The 19,627-nt window shown below is 69.4% G+C and carries 22 protein-coding genes; 8 read left to right on the top strand and 14 right to left on the bottom strand.

Annotated features, from left to right (window positions below):
- The first annotated feature begins 42 nt into the window (after window positions 1-42).
- On the top strand, window positions 43-711 hold the full coding sequence (gene npdG, locus NO364_RS17910; RefSeq protein WP_157689596.1) for an NADPH-dependent F420 reductase: 669 nt from the start codon (window positions 43-45) through the stop codon (window positions 709-711).
- On the opposite strand, the gene hisE is transcribed toward npdG, so the two are convergent.
- The 3 genes from hisE to NO364_RS17895 form a co-directional block, all read right to left on the bottom strand.
- On the bottom strand, window positions 708-1,010 hold the full coding sequence (hisE, locus tag NO364_RS17905) for a phosphoribosyl-ATP diphosphatase (RefSeq protein WP_157689597.1): 303 nt from the start codon (window positions 1,008-1,010) through the stop codon (window positions 708-710). The two genes, npdG and hisE, sit on opposite strands and share 4 nt — an antisense overlap.
- 69 nt (window positions 1,011-1,079) lie before the next feature.
- The gene (gene pdxT, locus NO364_RS17900; protein ID WP_257628194.1) at window positions 1,080-1,685 is read right to left on the bottom strand and encodes a pyridoxal 5'-phosphate synthase glutaminase subunit PdxT; all 606 of its coding nucleotides are present in this window, start codon (window positions 1,683-1,685) and stop codon (window positions 1,080-1,082) included.
- Window positions 1,685-1,849 carry a preprotein translocase subunit Sec61beta gene (locus NO364_RS17895; RefSeq protein ID WP_157689599.1) on the bottom strand — a complete coding sequence of 55 codons (165 nt, stop codon included), beginning with the start codon at window positions 1,847-1,849 and terminating at the stop codon, window positions 1,685-1,687. Before NO364_RS17895 ends, pdxT begins: the two co-directional genes overlap by 1 nt.
- Window positions 1,850-1,942: 93 nt before the next feature.
- Here NO364_RS17895 and NO364_RS17890 point away from each other — a divergent pair, with 93 nt between their 5' ends.
- The 3 genes from NO364_RS17890 to NO364_RS17880 all read left to right on the top strand — a co-directional run bounded on the left by NO364_RS17890 (window position 1,943) and on the right by NO364_RS17880 (window position 4,286).
- Window positions 1,943-2,470, top strand: a complete 528-nt coding sequence (locus tag NO364_RS17890) for a DUF4188 domain-containing protein (protein WP_257628193.1) — start codon at window positions 1,943-1,945, stop codon at window positions 2,468-2,470.
- A gap of 111 nt (window positions 2,471-2,581) precedes the next feature.
- The gene (locus NO364_RS17885) at window positions 2,582-3,709 is read left to right on the top strand and encodes a DUF3179 domain-containing protein (protein ID WP_157689601.1); all 1,128 of its coding nucleotides are present in this window, start codon (window positions 2,582-2,584) and stop codon (window positions 3,707-3,709) included.
- Complete coding sequence (locus tag NO364_RS17880; protein ID WP_199243589.1) at window positions 3,702-4,286, top strand: hypothetical protein; 585 nt, start codon at window positions 3,702-3,704, stop codon at window positions 4,284-4,286. The genes NO364_RS17885 and NO364_RS17880 overlap by 8 nt, the downstream gene beginning before the upstream one ends.
- Window positions 4,287-4,314: 28 nt before the next feature.
- Here the strand turns inward: NO364_RS17880 and NO364_RS17875 are convergent, their stop codons facing one another.
- The gene (locus NO364_RS17875; protein ID WP_257628192.1) at window positions 4,315-5,088 is read right to left on the bottom strand and encodes a hypothetical protein; all 774 of its coding nucleotides are present in this window, start codon (window positions 5,086-5,088) and stop codon (window positions 4,315-4,317) included.
- A gap of 154 nt (window positions 5,089-5,242) precedes the next feature.
- Here NO364_RS17875 and NO364_RS17870 point away from each other — a divergent pair, with 154 nt between their 5' ends.
- From NO364_RS17870 to NO364_RS17860, 3 genes are read left to right on the top strand one after another with little or no spacing between them, the layout of a single operon-like run.
- On the top strand, window positions 5,243-5,416 hold the full coding sequence (locus tag NO364_RS17870; protein ID WP_199243590.1) for a hypothetical protein: 174 nt from the start codon (window positions 5,243-5,245) through the stop codon (window positions 5,414-5,416).
- The gene (locus NO364_RS17865) at window positions 5,413-6,408 is read left to right on the top strand and encodes an ABC transporter ATP-binding protein (RefSeq protein ID WP_257628191.1); all 996 of its coding nucleotides are present in this window, start codon (window positions 5,413-5,415) and stop codon (window positions 6,406-6,408) included. Before NO364_RS17870 ends, NO364_RS17865 begins: the two co-directional genes overlap by 4 nt.
- A complete protein-coding gene (locus tag NO364_RS17860) occupies window positions 6,405-7,214 on the top strand; it encodes an ABC transporter permease (protein WP_257628190.1) in 810 nt (269 codons plus the stop codon). Before NO364_RS17865 ends, NO364_RS17860 begins: the two co-directional genes overlap by 4 nt.
- A 123-nt stretch (window positions 7,215-7,337) precedes the next feature.
- On the opposite strand, the gene NO364_RS17855 is transcribed toward NO364_RS17860, so the two are convergent.
- From NO364_RS17855 to NO364_RS17830, 6 genes are all read right to left on the bottom strand, one after another.
- Window positions 7,338-7,493, bottom strand: a complete 156-nt coding sequence (locus NO364_RS17855) for a hypothetical protein (RefSeq protein ID WP_257628189.1) — start codon at window positions 7,491-7,493, stop codon at window positions 7,338-7,340.
- A 65-nt stretch (window positions 7,494-7,558) separates the two neighbouring features.
- Window positions 7,559-9,772 carry a type II/IV secretion system ATPase subunit gene (locus tag NO364_RS17850; protein ID WP_257628188.1) on the bottom strand — a complete coding sequence of 738 codons (2,214 nt, stop codon included), beginning with the start codon at window positions 9,770-9,772 and terminating at the stop codon, window positions 7,559-7,561.
- Window positions 9,773-9,875: 103 nt separating this feature from the next.
- A complete protein-coding gene (locus NO364_RS17845) occupies window positions 9,876-10,655 on the bottom strand; it encodes a 5-formyltetrahydrofolate cyclo-ligase (RefSeq protein ID WP_257628187.1) in 780 nt (259 codons plus the stop codon).
- The gene (locus NO364_RS17840; RefSeq protein WP_157689608.1) at window positions 10,652-10,828 is read right to left on the bottom strand and encodes a hypothetical protein; all 177 of its coding nucleotides are present in this window, start codon (window positions 10,826-10,828) and stop codon (window positions 10,652-10,654) included. Before NO364_RS17840 ends, NO364_RS17845 begins: the two co-directional genes overlap by 4 nt.
- A 46-nt stretch (window positions 10,829-10,874) precedes the next feature.
- Complete coding sequence (locus tag NO364_RS17835) at window positions 10,875-12,296, bottom strand: sodium:solute symporter family transporter (RefSeq protein ID WP_257628186.1); 1,422 nt, start codon at window positions 12,294-12,296, stop codon at window positions 10,875-10,877.
- A 146-nt stretch (window positions 12,297-12,442) separates the two neighbouring features.
- On the bottom strand, window positions 12,443-14,302 hold the full coding sequence (locus tag NO364_RS17830; protein ID WP_157689610.1) for a methyl-accepting chemotaxis protein: 1,860 nt from the start codon (window positions 14,300-14,302) through the stop codon (window positions 12,443-12,445).
- A 172-nt stretch (window positions 14,303-14,474) separates the two neighbouring features.
- Between NO364_RS17830 and NO364_RS17825 the strand changes: the two genes are divergently transcribed.
- Window positions 14,475-14,657, top strand: coding sequence for a hypothetical protein (locus NO364_RS17825; protein WP_257628185.1), 183 nt, complete (start codon window positions 14,475-14,477; stop codon window positions 14,655-14,657).
- Window positions 14,658-14,667: 10 nt separating this feature from the next.
- Here the strand turns inward: NO364_RS17825 and NO364_RS17820 are convergent, their stop codons facing one another.
- Genes NO364_RS17820 through NO364_RS17805 form a run of 4 tightly spaced genes read right to left on the bottom strand, consistent with a single transcriptional unit; the run spans window position 14,668 to window position 19,457 of the window.
- Window positions 14,668-15,375: an ABC transporter ATP-binding protein gene (locus NO364_RS17820; RefSeq protein WP_257628184.1), complete on the bottom strand. Its 708-nt coding sequence runs from the start codon at window positions 15,373-15,375 to the stop codon at window positions 14,668-14,670.
- 2 nt (window positions 15,376-15,377) lie between these two features.
- Window positions 15,378-16,349, bottom strand: coding sequence for an ABC transporter ATP-binding protein (locus NO364_RS17815; RefSeq protein ID WP_257628183.1), 972 nt, complete (start codon window positions 16,347-16,349; stop codon window positions 15,378-15,380).
- Entirely contained in the window at window positions 16,346-18,031 is a 1,686-nt protein-coding gene (locus tag NO364_RS17810; RefSeq protein WP_257628182.1) for a branched-chain amino acid ABC transporter permease, read from the bottom strand. Before NO364_RS17810 ends, NO364_RS17815 begins: the two co-directional genes overlap by 4 nt.
- Before the next feature lies 1 nt (window position 18,032).
- Window positions 18,033-19,457 carry a branched-chain amino acid ABC transporter permease gene (locus NO364_RS17805; protein ID WP_257628181.1) on the bottom strand — a complete coding sequence of 475 codons (1,425 nt, stop codon included), beginning with the start codon at window positions 19,455-19,457 and terminating at the stop codon, window positions 18,033-18,035.
- Window positions 19,458-19,627 lie beyond the last annotated feature (170 nt).

The following is a 19,627-nucleotide window of genomic DNA, read 5'->3' as shown; positions in this document are numbered from 1 at the left end:
CACTCCCGACAGTCTTACCCCGCATCCGTCCGCAGTCCGACCATGCGAATCGCGATACTCGGCGGGACGGGCGAAATCGGGGAGGGCCTCGCGCTCCGGTGGGCCTACCACACCGATCACGAAGTCGTCATCGGGTCGCGCGACCCCGAGCGGGCCCGGACCAAGGCCGAGGAGTACGAGACGGAGCTGTCGAGCCGTGGCGTCGACCGGAAGGTGAACGGCTTCGAGAACGCGATGGCGGCCGACCGGGCGCGGATCGTCGTCCTCGCGGTCCCCGCGTACCACGTCAGCGACACGGTCGAGGCGGTCGCCGACGGCCTCGACGAGGGCGACGTGCTCGTCACGCCCGCGACGGGCATGCAACGCGACGAGGACGGCTTCCACTACCACCGCCCCGGCGCCGGGAGCGTGACGCAGTTGGCCGTCGACGCCGCCCCCGAGGGCGTGTCGGTGGTCGGCGCCTTCCACAACCTCGCGGCCGGCCGCCTCGCGGACCTGGACGCCGACCTCGGGATCGACACGCTGCTCGTGGCCGACGACGACGACGCCAAGGAGACGGTCCGCCTGCTCGCGGACGGCATCGACGGCCTCCGCCCGCTCGACGCCGGGGGGCTCGCCAACGCACCCGAAATCGAGGCGCTGACGCCGCTGCTCATCAACGTCGCCATGCACAACGAGGGTCTGCACGACCTCGGGGTCCGCTTCGACTAGAACCGGTCTTCGAGTTCGTCCCGCAGGTCGTCGACGGTCAACCCCTTCATCGCCAGCAGGACGAGGAGGTGATAGACCAGATCGGCGGACTCGGCGAGCAGTTCCGGGTCGTCGCCGTCCTTCGCCGCGAGGACGACCTCGGTGGTCTCCTCGCCGATCTTCTCCAGCGTGGCGTTCTCGCCTTTCTCGTGGGTGAACAGCGAGGCGGTGTAGGAGTCCTCGGGGAGGCGGTCGCGGCGGTCCTCGATGGTGGCGAAGAGCGCGTCGAGGACGGCCTCGGGCTCGTCGGCCTCGGTCACGCGCCGATCACCCGACGGTGGTCGTAGGTCATGTGCGCCCGGACGGCCGGCGGGGCCAAGGACCTGTCGTTACGCCGACGCGGAGGCCCGGAGCGGGTCGAAGAGTGCGAGCCGGTGGATGCGGTCGTCGTCGGTGAGTTCGGGGTGAAACGAAGTGGCGACGACGGGGCCGTCCCGGATCGCCACCGGACGGTCATCCCACGTCGCCAACACGTCCACGTCGGGGCCCACCTCGCTCACGACGGGGGCACGGATGAAGACGGCGTGGAACGGGTCGTCGAGGCCGGCGACGTCGAGGCCGGCCTCGAAGCTGTCGACCTGTCGGCCGAAGGCGTTGCGGTCGACGGTGGCGTCGACGACATCGAGGGTGTCGACGCGGTCGTCGCGGGCGTCCCGCGAGGCGACGATCAACCCCGCACACGTCGCGAGGACGGGCTTGCCGGCGGCGACGTGGTCGACGATTTCGGCGTCGATGCCCTCCCGACGGAGCAGGCGGGAGATGGTCGTCGACTCGCCGCCGGGGAGCGCGAGGGCGTCACAGTCGGGGACGTGGCCGGCTTCGCGGATCTCCACGACTGAGACGGCGGTCCCGACGGCGTCCGCGGCCCGTTCGATCGCCGCCACGTGTTCGCTCACGTTTCCCTGGACGGCGACGACGCCGATCCTGCGTTCCATTACAGCGAGACGACGTTCAGCACCTGCACCAGCACGCCGAAGAGGACGCCGAACGCGACGATGGTCTTGGGATCGATCCGGATGGCGTTGCGGTCCTCCGCGTCGAAGTAGCGGACGAGCCCCGCACTCGACATCAGTCCGCCGCCGCCCTGACTTCCACTCATACCCGACTCTCGGCACGTCGAGTGCCTAAACGTTTCGCTCTCCGCGACAGTCCCCACAACGTATGGGCGCCGAGACCGTGACAACCGACGAACATGACTGACGTCATCCCGGAGCGCGTGACCGCCCGCGTCGACGGCACGTTCGTCGTCTTTCGGATCGGCATGCGGATCAACTCGCTGTGGAAGGTCCACCGGTGGTTGCCGGTGTTTCTGTCCATGCCCCGGATGTTGCGGGAGCTCGAAGCGGACCCGGAGAGCGGCCTGCTCGAAACGCAGGCGAGCCTCGGGCTCCGCGAGCAGACACTGACACAGTACTGGGAGTCCTTCGAGCATCTCGAATCCTACGCCCGTGATCCGGACGCCGAACACCTGCCGGCGTGGAAGGCGTTCAACCGGCGGGTCGGCGAGGGCGGCGACGTGGGCATCTGGCACGAGACGTTCCTCGTCCGCGAGGGGGAGTACGAGGCGGTCTACAACAACATGCCCCCCACCGGCCTCGGGGCAATCGGGGAGTTGGTCCCCGCGTCGGGACGACACGAGACGGCCTCCGGGCGGCTCGGCCGCACCGACGGGGACGGGACGCCGGTCGATACCGGCGGGGATCGGCGCGATTCGACGTGATGGCCGGATCGACGGCGGACATCACCGCCGTATTCGACCGACTGCGACCACCTGTGTGTGACGGTCGCACGAGCAAGTAGCGGTTAATTCACCGATACCACAACGTAACGTATGCCAACCCGTTCACGACGACGGTTCCTCGCGCTCGTCGGTGTGTCCGCGGTAGCGGGCTGTACCGGGAGCGCCTCGGACGCCGATCCGACGGCGACGGCGGGATCGGGGGTGACCGAGACGGCGACGGCCGGACGCACTGCCGGGACGGACGGGTCCCACACGGTGCCGACGGCTGCCGAACGGCTCGTCCTCCCGATGTCGAGGACGGCGCTCCGGGAGAACGCGATGTCTGGCGGGCCGCCGAAGGACGGCATCCCGTCGATCGACCGGCCGACGTTCGTCGGGCCGGCCGAGGCCGACTTTCTCGACCCGGGCGATCCGGTGTTCGGCGTCGTTCGCGACGGGGCGACGAAGGCGTACCCACAGAAGATCCTCGTTCAACACGAAATCATCAACGACGAACTCGGCGGGACGCCCGTCAGCGTCACCTACTGTCCTCTCACCGGAACCGTACAGGGCTTCGAACGCGGCGAGACGACCTTCGGCGTCTCGGGACGACTCATCAACGACAACCTCGTGATGTACGACCGGGCGACCGAGGCGTGGTGGCCACAGATGCTCGCGACCGCGATCCCCGGCCCGTGGAACGAGGACCCCGCGGCCGCGTCGCTCCGGGAGTTCCGCCTCGTCTGGACGACGTGGGAACGCTGGCGGCGCCACAACCCGGAGACGCGGGTCCTCTCGACGGACAACGAACACGCCAAAAACTACGCACGCGACCCGTACGGCGCCTACAATCCCCGGCGGGGCTACTACGAGAACGATCGGTTGCTGTTTCCACCCCTCCGCGTCGACGACAGGTTCGACAAGAAGACCGTCGTGATGGGGACCCGAACCGCGACGGGGGCGGCCGCGTTCCTGAAAGAGACGATCCGGAGCGAGAAACTCGTCCCGGGGTCGGTCGGCGACGCGTCCGTGCTCGCGGTGTACGATCCCCGCTACGACACGGCGTACGTCTACCGAACCCCCGAGGGGACGACCTACGAGTACGACGACGGGGCGGTGGTCGCGCCGGACGGGACGGGGCACGCACCGGACGCACTCCCGCTCGAACGCGTCCACACGTTCGACGCGATGTGGTTCGCGTGGGCCGGCTACTACCCCGACACGAACGTCTATGCCTGATCGTCGACGCGGGGTCGGGGGCGGTGCTACCGCCACGGCGACACGAACGGCGACGGCGCGGGCGCTCCGCAGGCGCGACGGTCGACTCGTCTTTCTCGCCGTCACGGCCGTGTATCTGGTGGGATATCTCTGGGCAATCGGCCACCTCGCCCCCGGGCTCGGCGGCTACGACGTGTCGGTCGTCGAACGACCGCTCGAACGGCTCTTTCAGCCGGAACTGGGACCGTTCGCCTACACGCCGATCGCACGGGTCGCGCTCGGCCCGGTGACGTATCTGTTCTCGCTCAACACCGTCATCGGCTTCGGGCTGGCGGGACTGGTCGGGTTGAACCTCTCGATGACGTACGTCGCCTGGCGGCGACCACGGTCCTGTGGAGTGGGTAGGTCGTCGACGGGCGTCGTCGCCAGCGTGCCGGCGTTGCTCTCGGGGACGGCCTGCTGTGGCCCGCTCCTCCTCGTCGTCCTCGGCCTCCAGGTGTCCGGAGTGCTGTTGACCGCGTTCCAGTTCCTGCTGCCGGTCGCGGGGCTGTTGCTCGTCGGCAGTCTCGTCCTCACGGCCCGTCGGTTCGACGGCTGAACGCCGGCTACGTCCGCGTCGACTCCGGTCAGCGGCGCTCGACCGGCGCCGAACACCGTAGACAGAGGACCTGGCCGGCGAACCAGTTCACGTCCGTCGCGTCGCAGTCCGGACAGCGGAAAGTGTCGTTGTCGTACTCGGTGGTGCCGCGGGGGGCGGCGAGGCGGCCGGCGTCGACGGTACGTGCCAGCAACGACGGGAACCGCCGTCGCTTGTACGACACACGTCGAGCGAGGAACTCGCCGGGACTCGACGGATCGGGGCCGTGGAGGTCCTCCCACTCGACCGCGATTTCGCCGTTCGCGGGACCCCGAGCGACCTGTTTGATCGGCGCGGCGGCGGCACGAAAAAGCGGGCTCGTCGCCACCCGGTGTGGATCGTCGACGGCCGAACCGGCCTCGCGGTAAGCGTCCTCGGCCTCGCGGTAGGCGTCCTCGACGCCGTCCATCCCGGCAACGACCCGGAAGTCGGCGGCGAACTCGTCGAGGCAGGCCCGCTGTGCCGGCGCGTCGAGCGCGGTCCGGAGGTCGCGCGCGACGGCGATGCCCTCGGCACCGCGACGGGAAGCGCGGGCGTCGCGACCGGCGACGCGGTACGCGGCCGCCGAGACGGCGAGCCACCGGAGCCCCTCGCCGACCCATCCCCGTTCGTCCGCGGCGAAGGGGTTCAGTCCGGATTCGGGCCGCGGATCGGCGAGGGACAGCCAGGCTGTCCGCGTGAACTCGTCGCCAGCCCGTTCTTCGGCCCGTTCCGACAGTGCGGCGACACCCGCGGCGATGCGGTCGTCGGCGTCCGTCTCCATGCTGGGCGTACGGACCGGACGGGCACAAGGGCGTCGCCGGGGGACCCGGCCACGGCCGTGACGGTCACGGACGCGGCCGGGGCGGACGAGGGGCCGGACCGGTCACCGGACCCGCCGTCGTACGATACATATGCATCGGGCCGATATTGGGTGTATGGCCTCGAAACACGTCATCAACGGGCTCATCTCGACGCTCATCAGCGTCGGTGCCACGGTCGTGATCGCCGACGACGACGACGCCCCGTGGGGACTGCGCGACGTTGCGCTCGCCGTCGGCATCTCGGCGTTTCTCTCCGGGTACGTTACGAGCTACTTCGCCGAGCGGTGAGTGCGCCGAGTGATCGCGTGACGGGGAAGGAGCCGTCCGTTCCCGCCGTGTCCGTCGACGGCCTCCGCAAACGGTTCGGGAGCGGCCCGGACGCGGTGACCGCCGTCGACGGGGTCTCCTTCGACGTCGAACGGGGGTCGATCGTCGGCCTCCTCGGGCCGAACGGGGCGGGAAAGACGACGCTCATCAAGTCCATCCTCGGTACGGTCCTGCCGGACACGGGCGCGGTACGCATCATGGGCGTCGACGTCCACGAGGCGCCGCGGGCGGCGTACGCCCACGTCGACGCGATGCTGGAGGGCGCGCGAAACGACTACTGGCGGCTCACCGTGCGGGAGAACCTCCGCTATTTCGCGACCGTCGGCGGCGTGGATCCGGACTCGGTCGCGGACCGTCACGACCGCCTGCTCGATCGCCTGGATCTGACCGACAAAGCTGACGAACCGGTGCGAAACCTCTCGCGGGGCATGAAACAGAAGGTGTCGCTGGCGAGCGTCCTCGCGGGCGGCGCGGACGTGGTCTTTCTCGACGAGCCGACGCTCGGACTGGACGTGGCGAGCGCCCGGACGTTCCGGGCCGAAGTCCGCCGGCTGGCCGCCGAGACGGGGCTGACGGTGCTGCTCAGCAGCCACGACATGGACGTCGTCGAGGCCGTCTGCGACCGGGTGATCGTCGTCGCCGACGGGCGGATCGTCGCCGACGACGCTCCCGGCGCGTTGCTCCGCGACGACGACCACCGCCTCCGGCTGGCGAGTCCGGCGTTCGACGACGACACCGTGAGGGCCCTCGGCGACCGAGTCGCCGTGACGCGGGTCGAACGTCTCGACGACGGCCGGATCGAGGTGACGGTGGACACCGAGGGACTGTACGCGCTCATGGACGCCCTCCGGCGACGCGACGTGCCGTTGACCGAGGTTCGAAGCGTCGACCCCGGACTCGACGACGTGTTGCTCGACCTCGTCGACGAAGCGGAGCGGGGGTCGGGGGCATGACCACGGCGCCGTCGGACGAACGGGCGGCGACCCGGGCGGGCTACGCCGCCCTCGCGCGGGCCGTGCTGTACCGGGAACTGCTCGTGTTCGTCCGCTATCCGGCCAACGCCGTCGGCGGCATCGTCGTCGCCGTCTTCTTTTTCGGCGTCCTGTTCTACGGCGGGCGGATGGTCGCCGGCCGCGCGCTCACGAACTCCATCGAGGGTATCGTCGTCGGCTACTTCCTCTGGACGCTCTCGGTCGGCGCTTACTCGTCCATCGCGAACGACATCGGGAGCGAGGTGCAGTGGGGGACGCTCGAACGTCACGTCACGACCCCGTTCGGCTTCACGCCCGTGGCGCTGCTGAAGGGGGTGGCGAAGCTCGTCCGGACCTTCCTCACCTCGGCGGTCGTCCTGGCGGTGATGCTCCTCCTGACCGGGACGACGCTCCACGTCGACGTCCCGACGGTGGTCGTCGTCGCCACGCTCGGTGTCGTCTCGGTGCTGGGGTGTGGCCTCGCCGCCGGGGGCGTGACCGTCCTGTACAAGCGGGTCGGCAACTGGCTGAACCTGCTGCAGTTCGGCCTGATCGTCCTCGTCTCGGCGCCGGCGTTCGACTTGGCGTGGACACGAGCGCTCCCGCTGGTCCACGGGAGCGCCCTCCTCCAGCGGGCGATGGTCGATGGGGTCCGGCTTCTGGAGTTTCCGGCGGCCGACCTCGCGATCCTCGTCGGCGTCGCCGTCGCGTACCTCGGCCTCGGCTACCTCGTGTTCCGGTATACGACCCGGCGGGCGCGGCGCCTCGGCGTCCTCGGCGACTACTGAGCGGGCGTCGACGGCGTTCGCGACGCAGCTCCGGGAGACCTACGACTGCCCGCTCGATGCCGACACCCCTCCGGCGTTCGATCCGTACGGGCTCCGATAAACGGCTGGACTGGCGCGCGAGGCCTACTCGTCGCCGCCGTCGGTCAGGATCTCGACGTCGACGTCGCGTTCCGCCTCGAACTCCTCGGGCATCCAGTCGTCGTCGGCCTCGGCCTCGGCGTCCGCGCGTTCCTCCTCGGTTTCGGTCCACCAAGACGTTCGTTCGTGATGATGACACATGGTCACGTCACCCACGCGACCGTCGGGGTTCGACGCACAAAACGATTCCGCGGTGACACGTGGGGTCAGTCGTCGCCGGTCGCCTCGCTCGTGGCGCGTTCGACCGTCGCCGCCTCGTCGGTCCGGAGGTCCGAGACGAAGCCGAACAGGGCCTCGAAGTCGGCGACGCCCTCGCGGACGAGATACTGCACGTACCGGTGTTTCCGGTGGAACTCCGTCTCCACGTCCTCGACCTCGCGGTCGCTCGCGTCGGCCAGTCGGTGAAAGAGGCGGAACCCGAGCGACCGGTGGCCGTCGTCGAGGTGCGGGTGGGCGTAGTCGACGCGGAAGCGCCCGTCGGTGTCGCGGCGCGCGACGACGTTCCAGTAGAGGGTGCGGCCACCCTTCTCGACGGCGCCCGAGGGGAGCGTGCCGGCGTCGAGGGCCTCGTACTCGCGTTCGCTCAGGAGTTCGACCGCCTCGGCGACGTAGCGGTCGCCGTCGACGTGGTGGGGGAAGACGACGAGGTCGATTTCCCGCAGAAGATAGGGGGCGAGTCCCTGTTCGATGACGCGGTTGATGAGCGTCTCGACGTCCTCGGCGTGGGTGGTGCCGATGACGCCGTGGCCCGTGTTGAGCGTCTCGCCGAACGTCTCGAAGGAGGCGGGTGTGTTGATCTCCGCGATCACCTCGACGTCGGGGTTGAGGTAGTTGGTCTCGGTCATCAGCCGGGCCATCGACACCCGCTTGTACTCGTTCTCGTGGTCCCGCGTCGTGAGGGAGATGCCCGTCTCGTGGGGGAGTCGCACCTCGCGGCTCCCCTCGTCGATGGAGACCGGTCGGTCGTCGTAGGGGACGAAGGGCATGTGGGCGTTCATGAGCGTCGTCTTGCCGACGCCGGTCGGCCCGGAGAAGAGGACGACGCCGTGGCTCTCGTAGAGCATCCAGAGGAGGGTGACCAGTTCCGTGGAGATGGCGTCGCGCTCGATCAGGTCGACGGGCGTCATGGGGTCGCCGGCCTGCTTGCGGATGGAGACGTGCGGGCCGTCCTCCGAGATGACCGGCAGGGCGACCGCACACCGGATCGTCTCCTCGACGCCCGGCGGTTCGAGGTTCACCTTCGCGCTCGGGCGACTCGCACTGAGTTCCGTCCCGTCGCTCGCCGCCAACTGGGTGACGACGTTGACGAAGGCCGTCTCGTCGTCGAAAGCGAGGTTCGTGGGGACGCGGCCGACGGGGAGTTCGTCGGCCCGGGGGATCACCTTCACCCGTTCGTCGACGCGGTTGGCCTCCACGTCCTCCAGCGACGGGTCGCGGATGGGGACGGTGAGCACGCCGTGGCCGACGTAGTCCCGGAGGACGTAGTAGACCAGGTCGTCGAGGCGGTCGGTGGCGTAGCGACTGTCGACCGGCGGGACGGCGAGGCCGTACTCCGCGAGGGCGGTCGTCAGCCGGTATTTCGTCGCCGCGACCCAAGCGCGGGTGTTCCGGGCGGTGAGCCGCCGGGAGAGGAACTCGCGGGCACGCTCCCGGACGAAGGCGTGGCGGTCCTCGACCACGTCCTCGACGTTCGCCTCCCAGATCCGTTCCTTGCACTCCTCGATGAGTTGTTCGTCGCCGGGGAGCAGGTCGGGTTCGAGGACGGCGTACTTCGTCGAGACCTGGTCGCTCCCGAGCAGGTGTTCGCGGTAGATCACCACGTCGACGTCGAAGCCGGCGAAGTCGACGGTGTACCGCCGGAGGCGCTCGCCGGCGACCCGGTCGACGAAGCGCGCGTCGGCATCGAAGTCGGTGTGAGCGGGGGCGTAGTCCTCGGTGTGGACCACCACCCGGTCGTCCGCCCGCCCGACGTCGACCACCTCGATCCGGTCGTCGAGCGCGAGCGGCGTCGACGCCCCGAGCAGGCGGAGTTCACAGAGCGCGTGGTAGGTGAGCCGGCGCCACGCGGCGGGCGAGGCGTCGATCAGGCGGTCGAGCGCCCGGCGGTACTTCGGCTCGAACCCCGCAGCGGCCCGCTCGGCGGCCCCCTCGCGGGTCAACGGCCGGCGACGGTTGACGACCGTGAAGTGCTCGCGGATGCGCTCCATCGCGGCCCGATCCTCGGGGCCGAGGCCGGGTTCGCGGACCGCGTAGGCGAACTCGTCGTCGGTTTCCCGGACCGTCGCCACGACGCCCGGGGAGACCTCGTACTGGTCGACCACGTCCGACGCGTACCACGCCTCGGCGTCGTCGGGGGGTCGCGGCGCGGGGACCGCGCCGTCGTCCGCGCCCCCGATCGAGAGCGTCGGTCCGTCACTCATCACGCCACACCTCCGACGGGAGCGACATAGCCGTTGGTGCCTCGGTATCACGTATAATACTCGGGGCGCCCGTCGGAGGGAGGCGCCGACACGGCGACCGGGTTCAGGCGTCGTCCGTCGTCGGCCGACCGTCCCGGTGCCAGAGCGTCTCCAGCGGGGGGATCGACCGGATCTCGGCCTCGGTGAGCAACGGCCAGCGGATGCCCGACGGTTTCTGTCGTTCACCCTCGACCCGGTGGGTACGGGTCGGCGTGACCACGTGATCGACGACGGTGTCGTGGTCGGCGACCATCCCCGACGGGGCGTCCGCCTCGGGGAGCAACTGGACGTCGTGGACGGCGGCGACGACGAGGGTGTCCGCCGTCGCGAGACCCACCCGTCGCAGCATCGCCCACTCCAGGTCGAAGAAGCCGTGGCCCTTGCCCATCCGGAGTCCGTCCGGGGTCACGAAACTCGCCCCGGTGACCATGATGTCGAGCGACGGGTGGTCGGCTTCGAGCGTTTCGAGCGGGACCCGATCGGCGAAGCGGGTCATCCCGTCGAGCGTGGCCGCGAAGGCGGCCTGCCCGTCCGGGACGTCGGCCGGATCGAGCGAGAGGAAGCCACGCCGGATGCCGTAGGTGGGCATGAGGAAGGGTATCGACCGCTCGATCAGGCGTTCCCGGAGCGGGTCGAGGTTGTTGTCCGGCGTCACGAGCCACGTCCCGCAGTCGTGGTCGTCGGCGAGTTCGAGGAGCCGGTCGGCGCCCGTCTCGCTCCCCACGTAGTCGGCGATAAACTCGCCGAAGTCCCAGGCGAACCGCGAGTCGGGGCGTGCCACCTCGCGGAGCTGCGACCAGACCCGTTCGCGGACTTCGTTCCGGATCGACGGCTCGTCGATCATGTGCGGGACGCTCCGAACTCGCGGATCGTGACGCCGACGAGGTAGAGCCAGGCGAGCGTCGAGACGACGACGCAGGCCCCGAACAGGAGCGTGAACGTCGTCGGCGTCATCGGCGTCCCCCCGTCGCGTCGGCGGTCGGTCGAGCGGTACTCGTGTGACGTCGCGGCGGGCACGTACGGATCATGCTGTGGTGCGTGTCGGGGTCTGTGTGGGTCGGTCTCATTCGAGGCTCTCCAGGTCCGTCAGTTCGTCGAACGAGAAGTCCGCGGGGCGTGCGAGCATCCAGCCGACGGCGACGGCGTTGCTCACGAGCAGGGCGCCCGCGAACGAGTAGAGGTAGTTGGTGGCGAGGAACCACGGGACGCCGGCGACGATACCGAGGACGGCCGCGGTAAAGGCCGCCGTCCCGCCGAGCCGGGAGGTGTACAGGCCGATGAGGATCGGGCCGACCGTCGCGGACGCGAGCAGGTCCGCACGGAGCAACAGGAAGAGGACGCTCGGCCCCGTGGCGGCGATGGCGACGCCGACGACGGCGATGACGACCGTGAGGATCCGCGCGACCCGCAGGAGTTCGGGGCCGCTCCGGTCGGCGTCGAACAGCGGCACGACGTCCACGGCGAGGATGCTCACGATGGCCGACAGGGCGTTGTCGAGCGTGCTGGCGATCACCAGCAGGACGAGCACGACGAACACCAACTGCAGGCCCGTCCCGAAGGTGGCCTGCACGACCGTCGGCAGCGCGGCGGACGGCGACGCGAAATCCATCCCGAGACCGCTGGCGATGACGCCGTACAGGCCGGCGAGGATCGTCATGGGCACGACGGCGACGGTCGCACCGATCAACGAGAGGCGCAACGACCGGGTGTCGCGGGCCGCGTGGGCACGCTGCCAGAGCGACTGGTTGAGCATCTCCGCGCCGACGAGCGCGATGACGATGTAGACGGCAAACCGGACGCCGGCGGGGTTCGTCAGGCTGACGGCCGTCGGGTTCGTCGCCTGCATCCGCGTGAGGAGTTCCGCCGGCCCCCCCAGTTGGAACACGGCGACGACCGCCGTCCCGACGAGCAGCGGGACGAGCAGGAGGGTCTGGACGAGGTCGGTGAAGATGCTGGACAGGAGGCCACCCTGCACCGTATAGAGCATCACGACGCCGCCGACGAGGGTGAGCGTCACGAGCAACGGGACGCCGGCGATGGCCTGGATGGCCAGCGCGACGCCCGTGAGGTTCGCCGTCATCAGGATGAACATGTAAAACAGCGCGACGAACAGCGTGAGGAAGTACATCGGCCGCCCGTAGCGCGCCCGGGCGTACTCGACGACGGTGTGTCCCTGCGGCATCCGTTCGCGGATCTTCGGCGCGACGGTCAGATAGAGGAAGAACGGCGTCGCGATGGCGACGCCGTAGCCGATCACCGCCGCGATACCGAGCCGGGCGCCGGATTCGGGGGGACTGAACAGCAGCCCCGATCCGGCGGCGTAGGCGATGAACGTCGCGAGACCCAGCGAGACGCCCGTCGACCCGCGGGCCGCGAGGAAGTCCTCGACGCCGTCGAGGTTCCGCCGTCCGTAGTAGACCCCGACCACCAGAAAAGACGCGAGCGTGAGTACCATGACGCCGACCGTGAGCGTGAATGTCGCCATTTACGTCGGTGGGTTCCGGCCGACGTACAAGAAAGCGACCACATATGCAAAATATGCTTGTATATCCGCCGAGATGTGGGATTTATACCGAACGTTCGTGTGTCTATCGGGAGAGGGGGGCGCGACGCCGACCGAGGGGCGTTCCATCAGCGATCCGACGTGAGGCCGCCGTCGGCTTCGACCTCGGGGGGTGTGGCGCCGTCGCCGTCGCCGGCGTCGAGCGCCGCGTCAGTCGTGTCGTCGGCCCCGTCGACCGCCTCACCGTCCGCCCGCGCGTCCGCCTCGCCGTCCGTCCGTATGCCCGCTTCGTCGGGGTCGTCGAGTGCGACGTCGTCCGTCGCTACCACCACGTCGTCCATCGCGTCGGCCGTCTCGGTCGCTCCGTCGACTGTCTCCGTCGACAGTTCGAACGTCTCCAGCAGTTCCCGGAGGGCGTCGGCCTGGTCGGCCAGGTCGTCGACGCGGCCGGAGACGTCGTCGAGGGAGGCGGACTGCTCCCGGGCGGCCCCGGCGACGTCGGTGGCGCCGGTGGCGGTCTCCTGGCTCGTGGTCTCGATCTGTTCGACCATGGCGACGGTCTCCTCGGTCGAGGCGGCCTGCTGGTCGGTGGCGTCCGATATCTCCCGCATACCCTCGTCGGTCTCGTGGGCGAGTTCGGCGATGCGGTCGAGCGAGTCGATGGCGTCCTCGACGGTTTCGACGGCGTCGGCGACCTCCTCGGTGGTTTCGCGCATTCCCTCGACGGTGGCAGTGGTCTGTGTCTGGACGCCGTCGATGATCTCCTGGACGTCCGTCGCCTCGGCCTGGGCCTCCTCGGCCAGCGACTTCACCTCGTCGGCGACGACGGCGAAGCCCTCGGCGCCGTCGCCCGAGTGGGCGGCCTCGATGGACGCGTTGAGCGCGAGGAGGTTCGTGCGCTCGGCGATGTCGGAGATGGTGGCGACGATGTCGCCCATCCGCGCCATGCGGTCGTCGAGTTCGCGGAGTTGGTCCATCGTGTCGGTCGCCCGGGCCTCGATGGCGTCCATCCGGTCGAGGGCCTCGACGGCCGCCTCCTGTCCGTCGTCGCCCATCTCCGCGGTGCGGGTAGCCACCTCGGCGACGCTGTCGGCGGAGGCCGCGATCTCCTCGACCGTCGCGGAGAGGTCGCTCATCTCCGAGACGATCCGCTGGAGCTGATCCCGCTGTTCCTCGGCATCGTCGGAGATCTCGTCGGTGGCGTCGCTGATCCGCTCGCTCGCCCGCGCCACTTCGTCGAGTTCGGTCGAGGTGTCGACGGTCCGCTTGGAGACGGTGTCGGCGAACGCGGACACCTCTCCGACGGTCCCCTCGATGTCGTCGAGCATCCGGTTGAACGAGCGCGCGATGGCGGCCATGGCCTCGCTTTCCTCGTCGGGATCGATCCGAACCGAGAGGTCCTTGTCGGCGGCCTCCGCCATCACGTCTCCGTACCGGTCGGCCGTCCGTTCGAGGTGGTCCGTCAGGGCCTCCAGCTCGCGGGTGTTCCGCCGGAGGTTGTCCGCCATCCGGTCGAGGGAGTCGCCGAACGACCCGGGGACCGACTCCGCGAGGACCGGCGCGTCGAACTCCTGCTCGGCGAGGGCGTCGGCCTGCGCGGAGATCGTCACGAGCGACGCGCGCATGTCGTCGAACGCGTCGACGAGGCTCCCGATCTCGTCGTCCTGATCGTGGCTCTCGATAGTGGCGTCGTCGATCTCGCCGGCGGCGATCGTCGTCGCCGCGTCCTCGAGCATCCGCACCGGGGCGACGAAGTCGCGACGAGCGATGAGCAGCGTGTTCACGAACGCGACGGCGGCGCCAGTGAGGAGGGCGACCGTCAGCGCCGTCCGAACGACGCCTGACAGGACGAAGGGGAGGACGGCGAGAACGATCGCGACACCGAACTGGATCGTCACCGCGGCGACGATCTTGCGCTCGATGGACTCGGTGATCCCGAGGACGTCCATCGTCCCCCACAGCGCTCGTCGATACTGGTCCATGAGCATATTCGGGGACTACATGCCTGATACATGAATCCACGGCGCCAATTATCAATTCGTAAGAATTGGAAGCCCAGCCGCGTCGGTCAAACGGGATTCGGGGTCTCACAGCTGGAAATTTGCCGGCCGTCGTCGACCCCGTGGACAGGCTTTTCTCGGTCGAGTCGAAGGGCCGACGATGCGAGACGACGACAAACGCGCACGGAAGAGTGCATCAATGGGCGCGGCCGTCGGCGCGGTGATGGGCAGCCCGCTCGGCCCGGTCGGGGCCGGTATCGGCGCGGGCTTCGGCGGGGCGGGTGGCTACCTCGCCGGGACGGTCCGGGACCGCGTGGAATCGTGTTGTCCCTGCTCGAAGTAGGCGGGAACGGTCACGCGCCCCCGAGGTAGAGGTCCGCCACCTCGTCGCTTTCGAGAAGCTCCTCGCCGGATCCCTCGAACCGGTTTTCGCCCATGTCGAGGACGTACCCCCGGTCCGAGACGGCCAGCGCCTTCCGGGCGTTCTGTTCGACCATCAGGATGGCCGTGTCGGTCTCGTCGCGGATCTGCACCAGGCGCTCGAACATGTCGTCGACGAGGTCCGGCGCGAGGCCGGCGGAGGGTTCGTCCACGAGCAGGAGGTCGGGATCGATCATCAGCGCCGAGGAGAGCGCGAGCATCTGCTGTTGGCCGCCGGACATGGCGCTCGCCCGCATGTTCTCCCGCTCCTCGAGGAACGGGAACCGCTCCCAGACTTCCTCGAAGTCCGCGGGGTCGGGGTCGTCGATGTACGCGCCCATCTCGAGGTTCTCGCGCACCGTCAGCGTCGGGAAGATGTTCTCCCGCTGCGGGACGTAACACATGCCGCGCTCGGTGACCTGATCGGCCCGGAGGTCGGTGATGTCCTCGCCGTCGAAGGTGACCGTCCCCGCCCAGCAGTCGATGAGGCCGTAGGTGGCTTTCATCATCGTCGACTTGCCCGCGCCGTTCGGCCCGATGATGGTGACGATCTCGCGGTCCTCGACGTCGAGGTCGACGCCGTGGAGGATCTCCGCGTCGCCGTACCCCGACACCACGCCGCGGGCTTCGAGCAGCGCCATCGTCATCCCACCCCGAGGTAGGCGTCGATGACTGCCTCGTCGTTTCGGATCGCCTCGGGCTCCCCCTCGACGAGTTTCTTCCCCTCGTTCATCACGATGATCGTATCGGAGAGTTCCATGATCACTTCCATGTCGTGTTCGACGATACAGAACGTGTAGCCGTCCTCGCGGAGCGACTCGATGCGGGCCATCAGCTTCTCGGTGAGTGCAGGGTTGACGCCCGCGACGGGTTCGTCGAGCAGGATCACCCGCGGTTCGAGCATCAACACCCGCCCGAGCTCCAGCAGTTTGCGCTGGCCGCCCGAGAGGTTGCCCGCCGGTTCGTCCCGGAGGTGGTCGATCTCCAGCAGTTCGAGCGTCTCCTCGGCCCGTTCCCGGACCGTCGCCTCCTCCTCGGCGACGGCCCCGCGCCGGAACCAGGCGTTGGCGAGGTTCTCGCCGGCCTGCCCCTGGGGCGCCAGCATCAGGTTCTCCAGTGCGGTCATCTCGCCGAGTTCGCGGGTGAGCTGGAAGGTGCGGACCAACCCCTCGCGGGCCAGCATGTACGGGCGGCTGTTGGTGTGGCCGGGGCGGCGCTGGGTGGCCCGCTGTTTGGCGAGGTAACCACCCGCGCCGAGCGCCGCGCCGGCGACGGTCGCCCCGGCGGCCGGGACGGCGCTCAGCCCGAGGGGGCCGAGGCCGACGACGCCGCCGAGGGCGCCGATCGTGAGCCCGCTGGCACCGCCCCAGATGACCGTCTCGTCCCGGTGGGGGCGCATGATCGTCTGCAGGTCGCGGCCGTCGTACCGGACCGTGCCGCCGTCGGGCTCGTAGAACCCGCTGACGAGGTTGAACGTGGTCGTCTTGCCCGCGCCGTTCGGCCCGATGAGTCCCGTTATCGACCCCTCGGCGATGTCGAAGGTGGCGCCGTCGACGGCGACGATGCCGCCGAAGGTCTTGCGCAGGTCCTCGACCTCGACGATGGCGTCGCTCATCCGTCCACCTCCGAGGTGGTCCCCTCCTCGCGCCCGAGCAGACCCTCCGGAACGTAGTAGAGGACGAGCAGGAAGAGGACGCCGACGACCACCAGCCGGAACGCCTGGATGTTGACGCGGACGGCGGGCGGGAAGAAGGAGGCGAGCTGTGTCGTCGCCTGCTGGAACGCCCAGAAGATGGCCGCCCCGAGGATCATCCCCTTGTTGTTGCCGGCGCCGCCCAGGAACATGATCAGCAGGGTGATGAACGTGATCCGGGGCGCGAAGGTGGTGAAGGTCAGCCCCTGGGCGTACATGGCCCAGAGGGCGCCCGCGAACCCGCCGAGCGCCGACCCCAGGACCATCGTCTGGACCTTGTAGACGAACGGGTCCTTGCCGAGGGACTTCACGACCGTCTCGTCGTTGCGGACCGCCCGCAGGACGCGGCCGAACGGCGACCTGACGGCGAGTTCCAGGACGTAGTACAGGCCGGCGAGAAAGAGGACGAACGCGGCGAGTTGGAAGCGCGCGTAGTCGACGTTGACGGTCAGCTCGCCGACGAAGACCACCGCGTAGCCGATACCCGTGTCGCCGCCGAAGCCGAGGAGCCAGACGACGTTTTGGACCAGCGTGTTGAGGGCGCCGCCGACGTCGCCGTCGCCGAGCGGGCCCAGGATCGGCAGCAGGAAGTACCACAGCGAGACGAACCAGAGCGACCCGACGCCGACGACGGTCAGTTTCACGTCGGCGAGCCAGTCGACCCGGGTCACGCCGAGGTAGTACGCGGCCACGAGCGCGCCGAGTAAGGCGAGCGTCAGGGCACTCTTGAGCCCGACGGCGTCGACGATGGGGAGCGGGAGGAGCGCGACCAGCAGGCCGGTCCCGAGCGCGATACCGACCGCCCACTCGCGGCGGGCCAGGTCGCCGTAGTAGTGGGAAACGGCCACCAGCGCCACGAACCACGTGTACAGCGAGACGACCGCCCCGAGGCTCAAGAGCGGGTCGACCGCCACCAGCAGGGCGAACGTGAGCAGGCCCGCGACGGCACCGGCCGTGGCGCTGACCGTCGTGGCCGAGCCGAGCGCGTCGGTCCGGCGGCGGAGCCGCGTCAGTCCGAACGTCGTCACGGCGTAGACGCCGTCGAGGGGGAGCCGCGAGTCCGTCTCGCGGAGGCGCCCGAGCGCGCCCGTGGCGACTCCCCAGACGATGGCGACGACGAGGCCGAACATCGCGGGGCCGATCAGCGTCTCCATCGCCAGCGGGAAGAGGTCCTGGAGCGGCGGGCTGTAGCCGCGGAGGGCGTCGGGCCCGTTCGCCAGCCACGTCTCGGACTGGATGATCCGCTGGAAGATGACCGAGACGCCGAGCACCGTGATGGCGAGGTAGTCCTCGCGTAGCCGGATCGTCGGCAGGGCGACCAGGCCGCCGATCACCCCGGCCAGGAGCGTCGCCGCGGCGATGGCGACCGGCCAGGTGCCGACCACGGGCACCTCGCCGAGGCCGATGACGTACGCGGTGAAGTCGGTGGGGTCGTCCGGTCCGAGGACGAACAGCGCCGCGGTGTACGCGCCGACGAGGTAGAAGCCGACGTGGCCGAAATCGAGCAGGCCGGTGTGGCCGTACTTGACGTTCAGGCCGAGCGAGAGGATGCCGTAGATGGACACCAGGAGCATAAAGGAGATGACGACGTCGGAGGCCGCCATCTCAGCTCCCCCCCACGATGCCTTCGGGTTTGACGAGCAACACGAGCAACAGGACGACGAACGCGACGGGGATGCGGTAGGTGGCGCTGAGCCCCGGGATGGCGAAGATGCCCACCTCCATCGCGAGGCCGACGACGTAGCTCCCGAGGATGGCGCCGTAGACGCTGATGCCGCCGAGGATCACGCCGGCGAACATCGCGAGCAGGAGGTTGAACCCGAGGTTGATCGTGATGGAGCTGAACAGGAAGCCGAGCATGACCCCGCCGATGGCCGCGAACAGTCCCGAGATGATCCAGACGGACATCATCACCTGTCGGGTGTTGATCCCGCGGACCATCGCGAGCGTGCGGTTGTCGCTCGTCGCCCGCATGGCCTTGCCGAGCGTCGTCGCCTGCAGGAGGTAGTGGAGGGCGGACATCATGAGCAAGGCGAGGACGACGATGCCGAGCCGCAGGGGCGAGGTGCGGACGCGGGTGGCGGCGATGGACGTCTCCGGGACCGCGGTCCCGCCGCCCCAGAGGGCCGCGCCGCCGAGGGCGAGGACGGCGAGCCCCGAGAGCGCGGCGGCGAGGCGCGGCCCGACGACGCCGGCGGTGCCCCGGCGCCGGCGGTGGGCGGCGTAGGCGACTCCCGCCGTCGCGAGGCCGACGACCGCCAGTTCGAGCCACGAGTAGCTCAACACGAGCAGGGGTTCGACGGCGTCGCCGCGGCTCTCCATGATCGCGAGGGTGAGCCCGCCGTCCACGAGGAAGAAGTCGAAGAACTTCGCGAGGGTGAAATCGAGCGGGCCGCCGAGGAAGGGGACGGTCGTCTCGACGGTGTAAAACCGGATCTCGCCGCCGAAGATCGTCTGGATGCCGAACCGGACGACGAAGGCGACGGCGAGCGAGACGATGAGCATCAAGGCGAGTTCGACGTCCTTCTCGCGGAACTTACGGAAGATCAGCGATTCGAGCAGCGGAACGACGGCACCGAGCAGGACGAAGGAGAAGAGCAGTGCGGCCTCGAAGGCGGGTGCGCCGAGCACCACGGCCGCGCCGACGGCGGCCGCGATGCCCCCGTGGACCGCGAGCGCGACGCCGTCGGGGACGTCGACGCCCCACCAACTCCCCTTCAGCGCCCGGACGCCGCCGAGGTGATAGACGGTGCCGAGGACGCCGGCGGCCGACAGGACGAACAGGACCGCGGCGCCGGCGACGCCGACCTGCTGGGAGCCGGTCGCCAGCAGGTCGAACAGCGGAACCGTATCCGGTTTGTTGACCAACAGTGCAGCGTACGCACCGAGCGTCAACAGGTCCCCGTGTGCGAAGTTGGGGACCTCGGCGATGTCGTACACGAGCGCGAGTCCGGTCGCGCCGAGGGCGACGATGCTGCCGGTGACGACGCCCGTTACGATGGCGTTCAGCAGTCCCGTCTCGGCGGCCATACGTCGGAATGACATAGCACGGTTAATATCGTTTGGGTGTCACTGGCGCGGCGGCCTGGGGCCGCCGGCTCCGGATCGGCCGCCCGCCCCGACACCGCGCTCCCGAGGCGTTCGATCCTGTTACGGATTCCCACAATCTTTTGTCGGGGACATGACGATACGTCTAACAT

This window comes from Haloplanus salinarum (assembly GCF_024498175.1).
GTDB lineage: Archaea > Halobacteriota > Halobacteria > Halobacteriales > Haloferacaceae > Haloplanus > Haloplanus salinarum.
The sequence above is the reverse complement of the archived record's forward strand: the minus strand, read 5'-3'. Positions and strand labels throughout refer to the sequence as shown.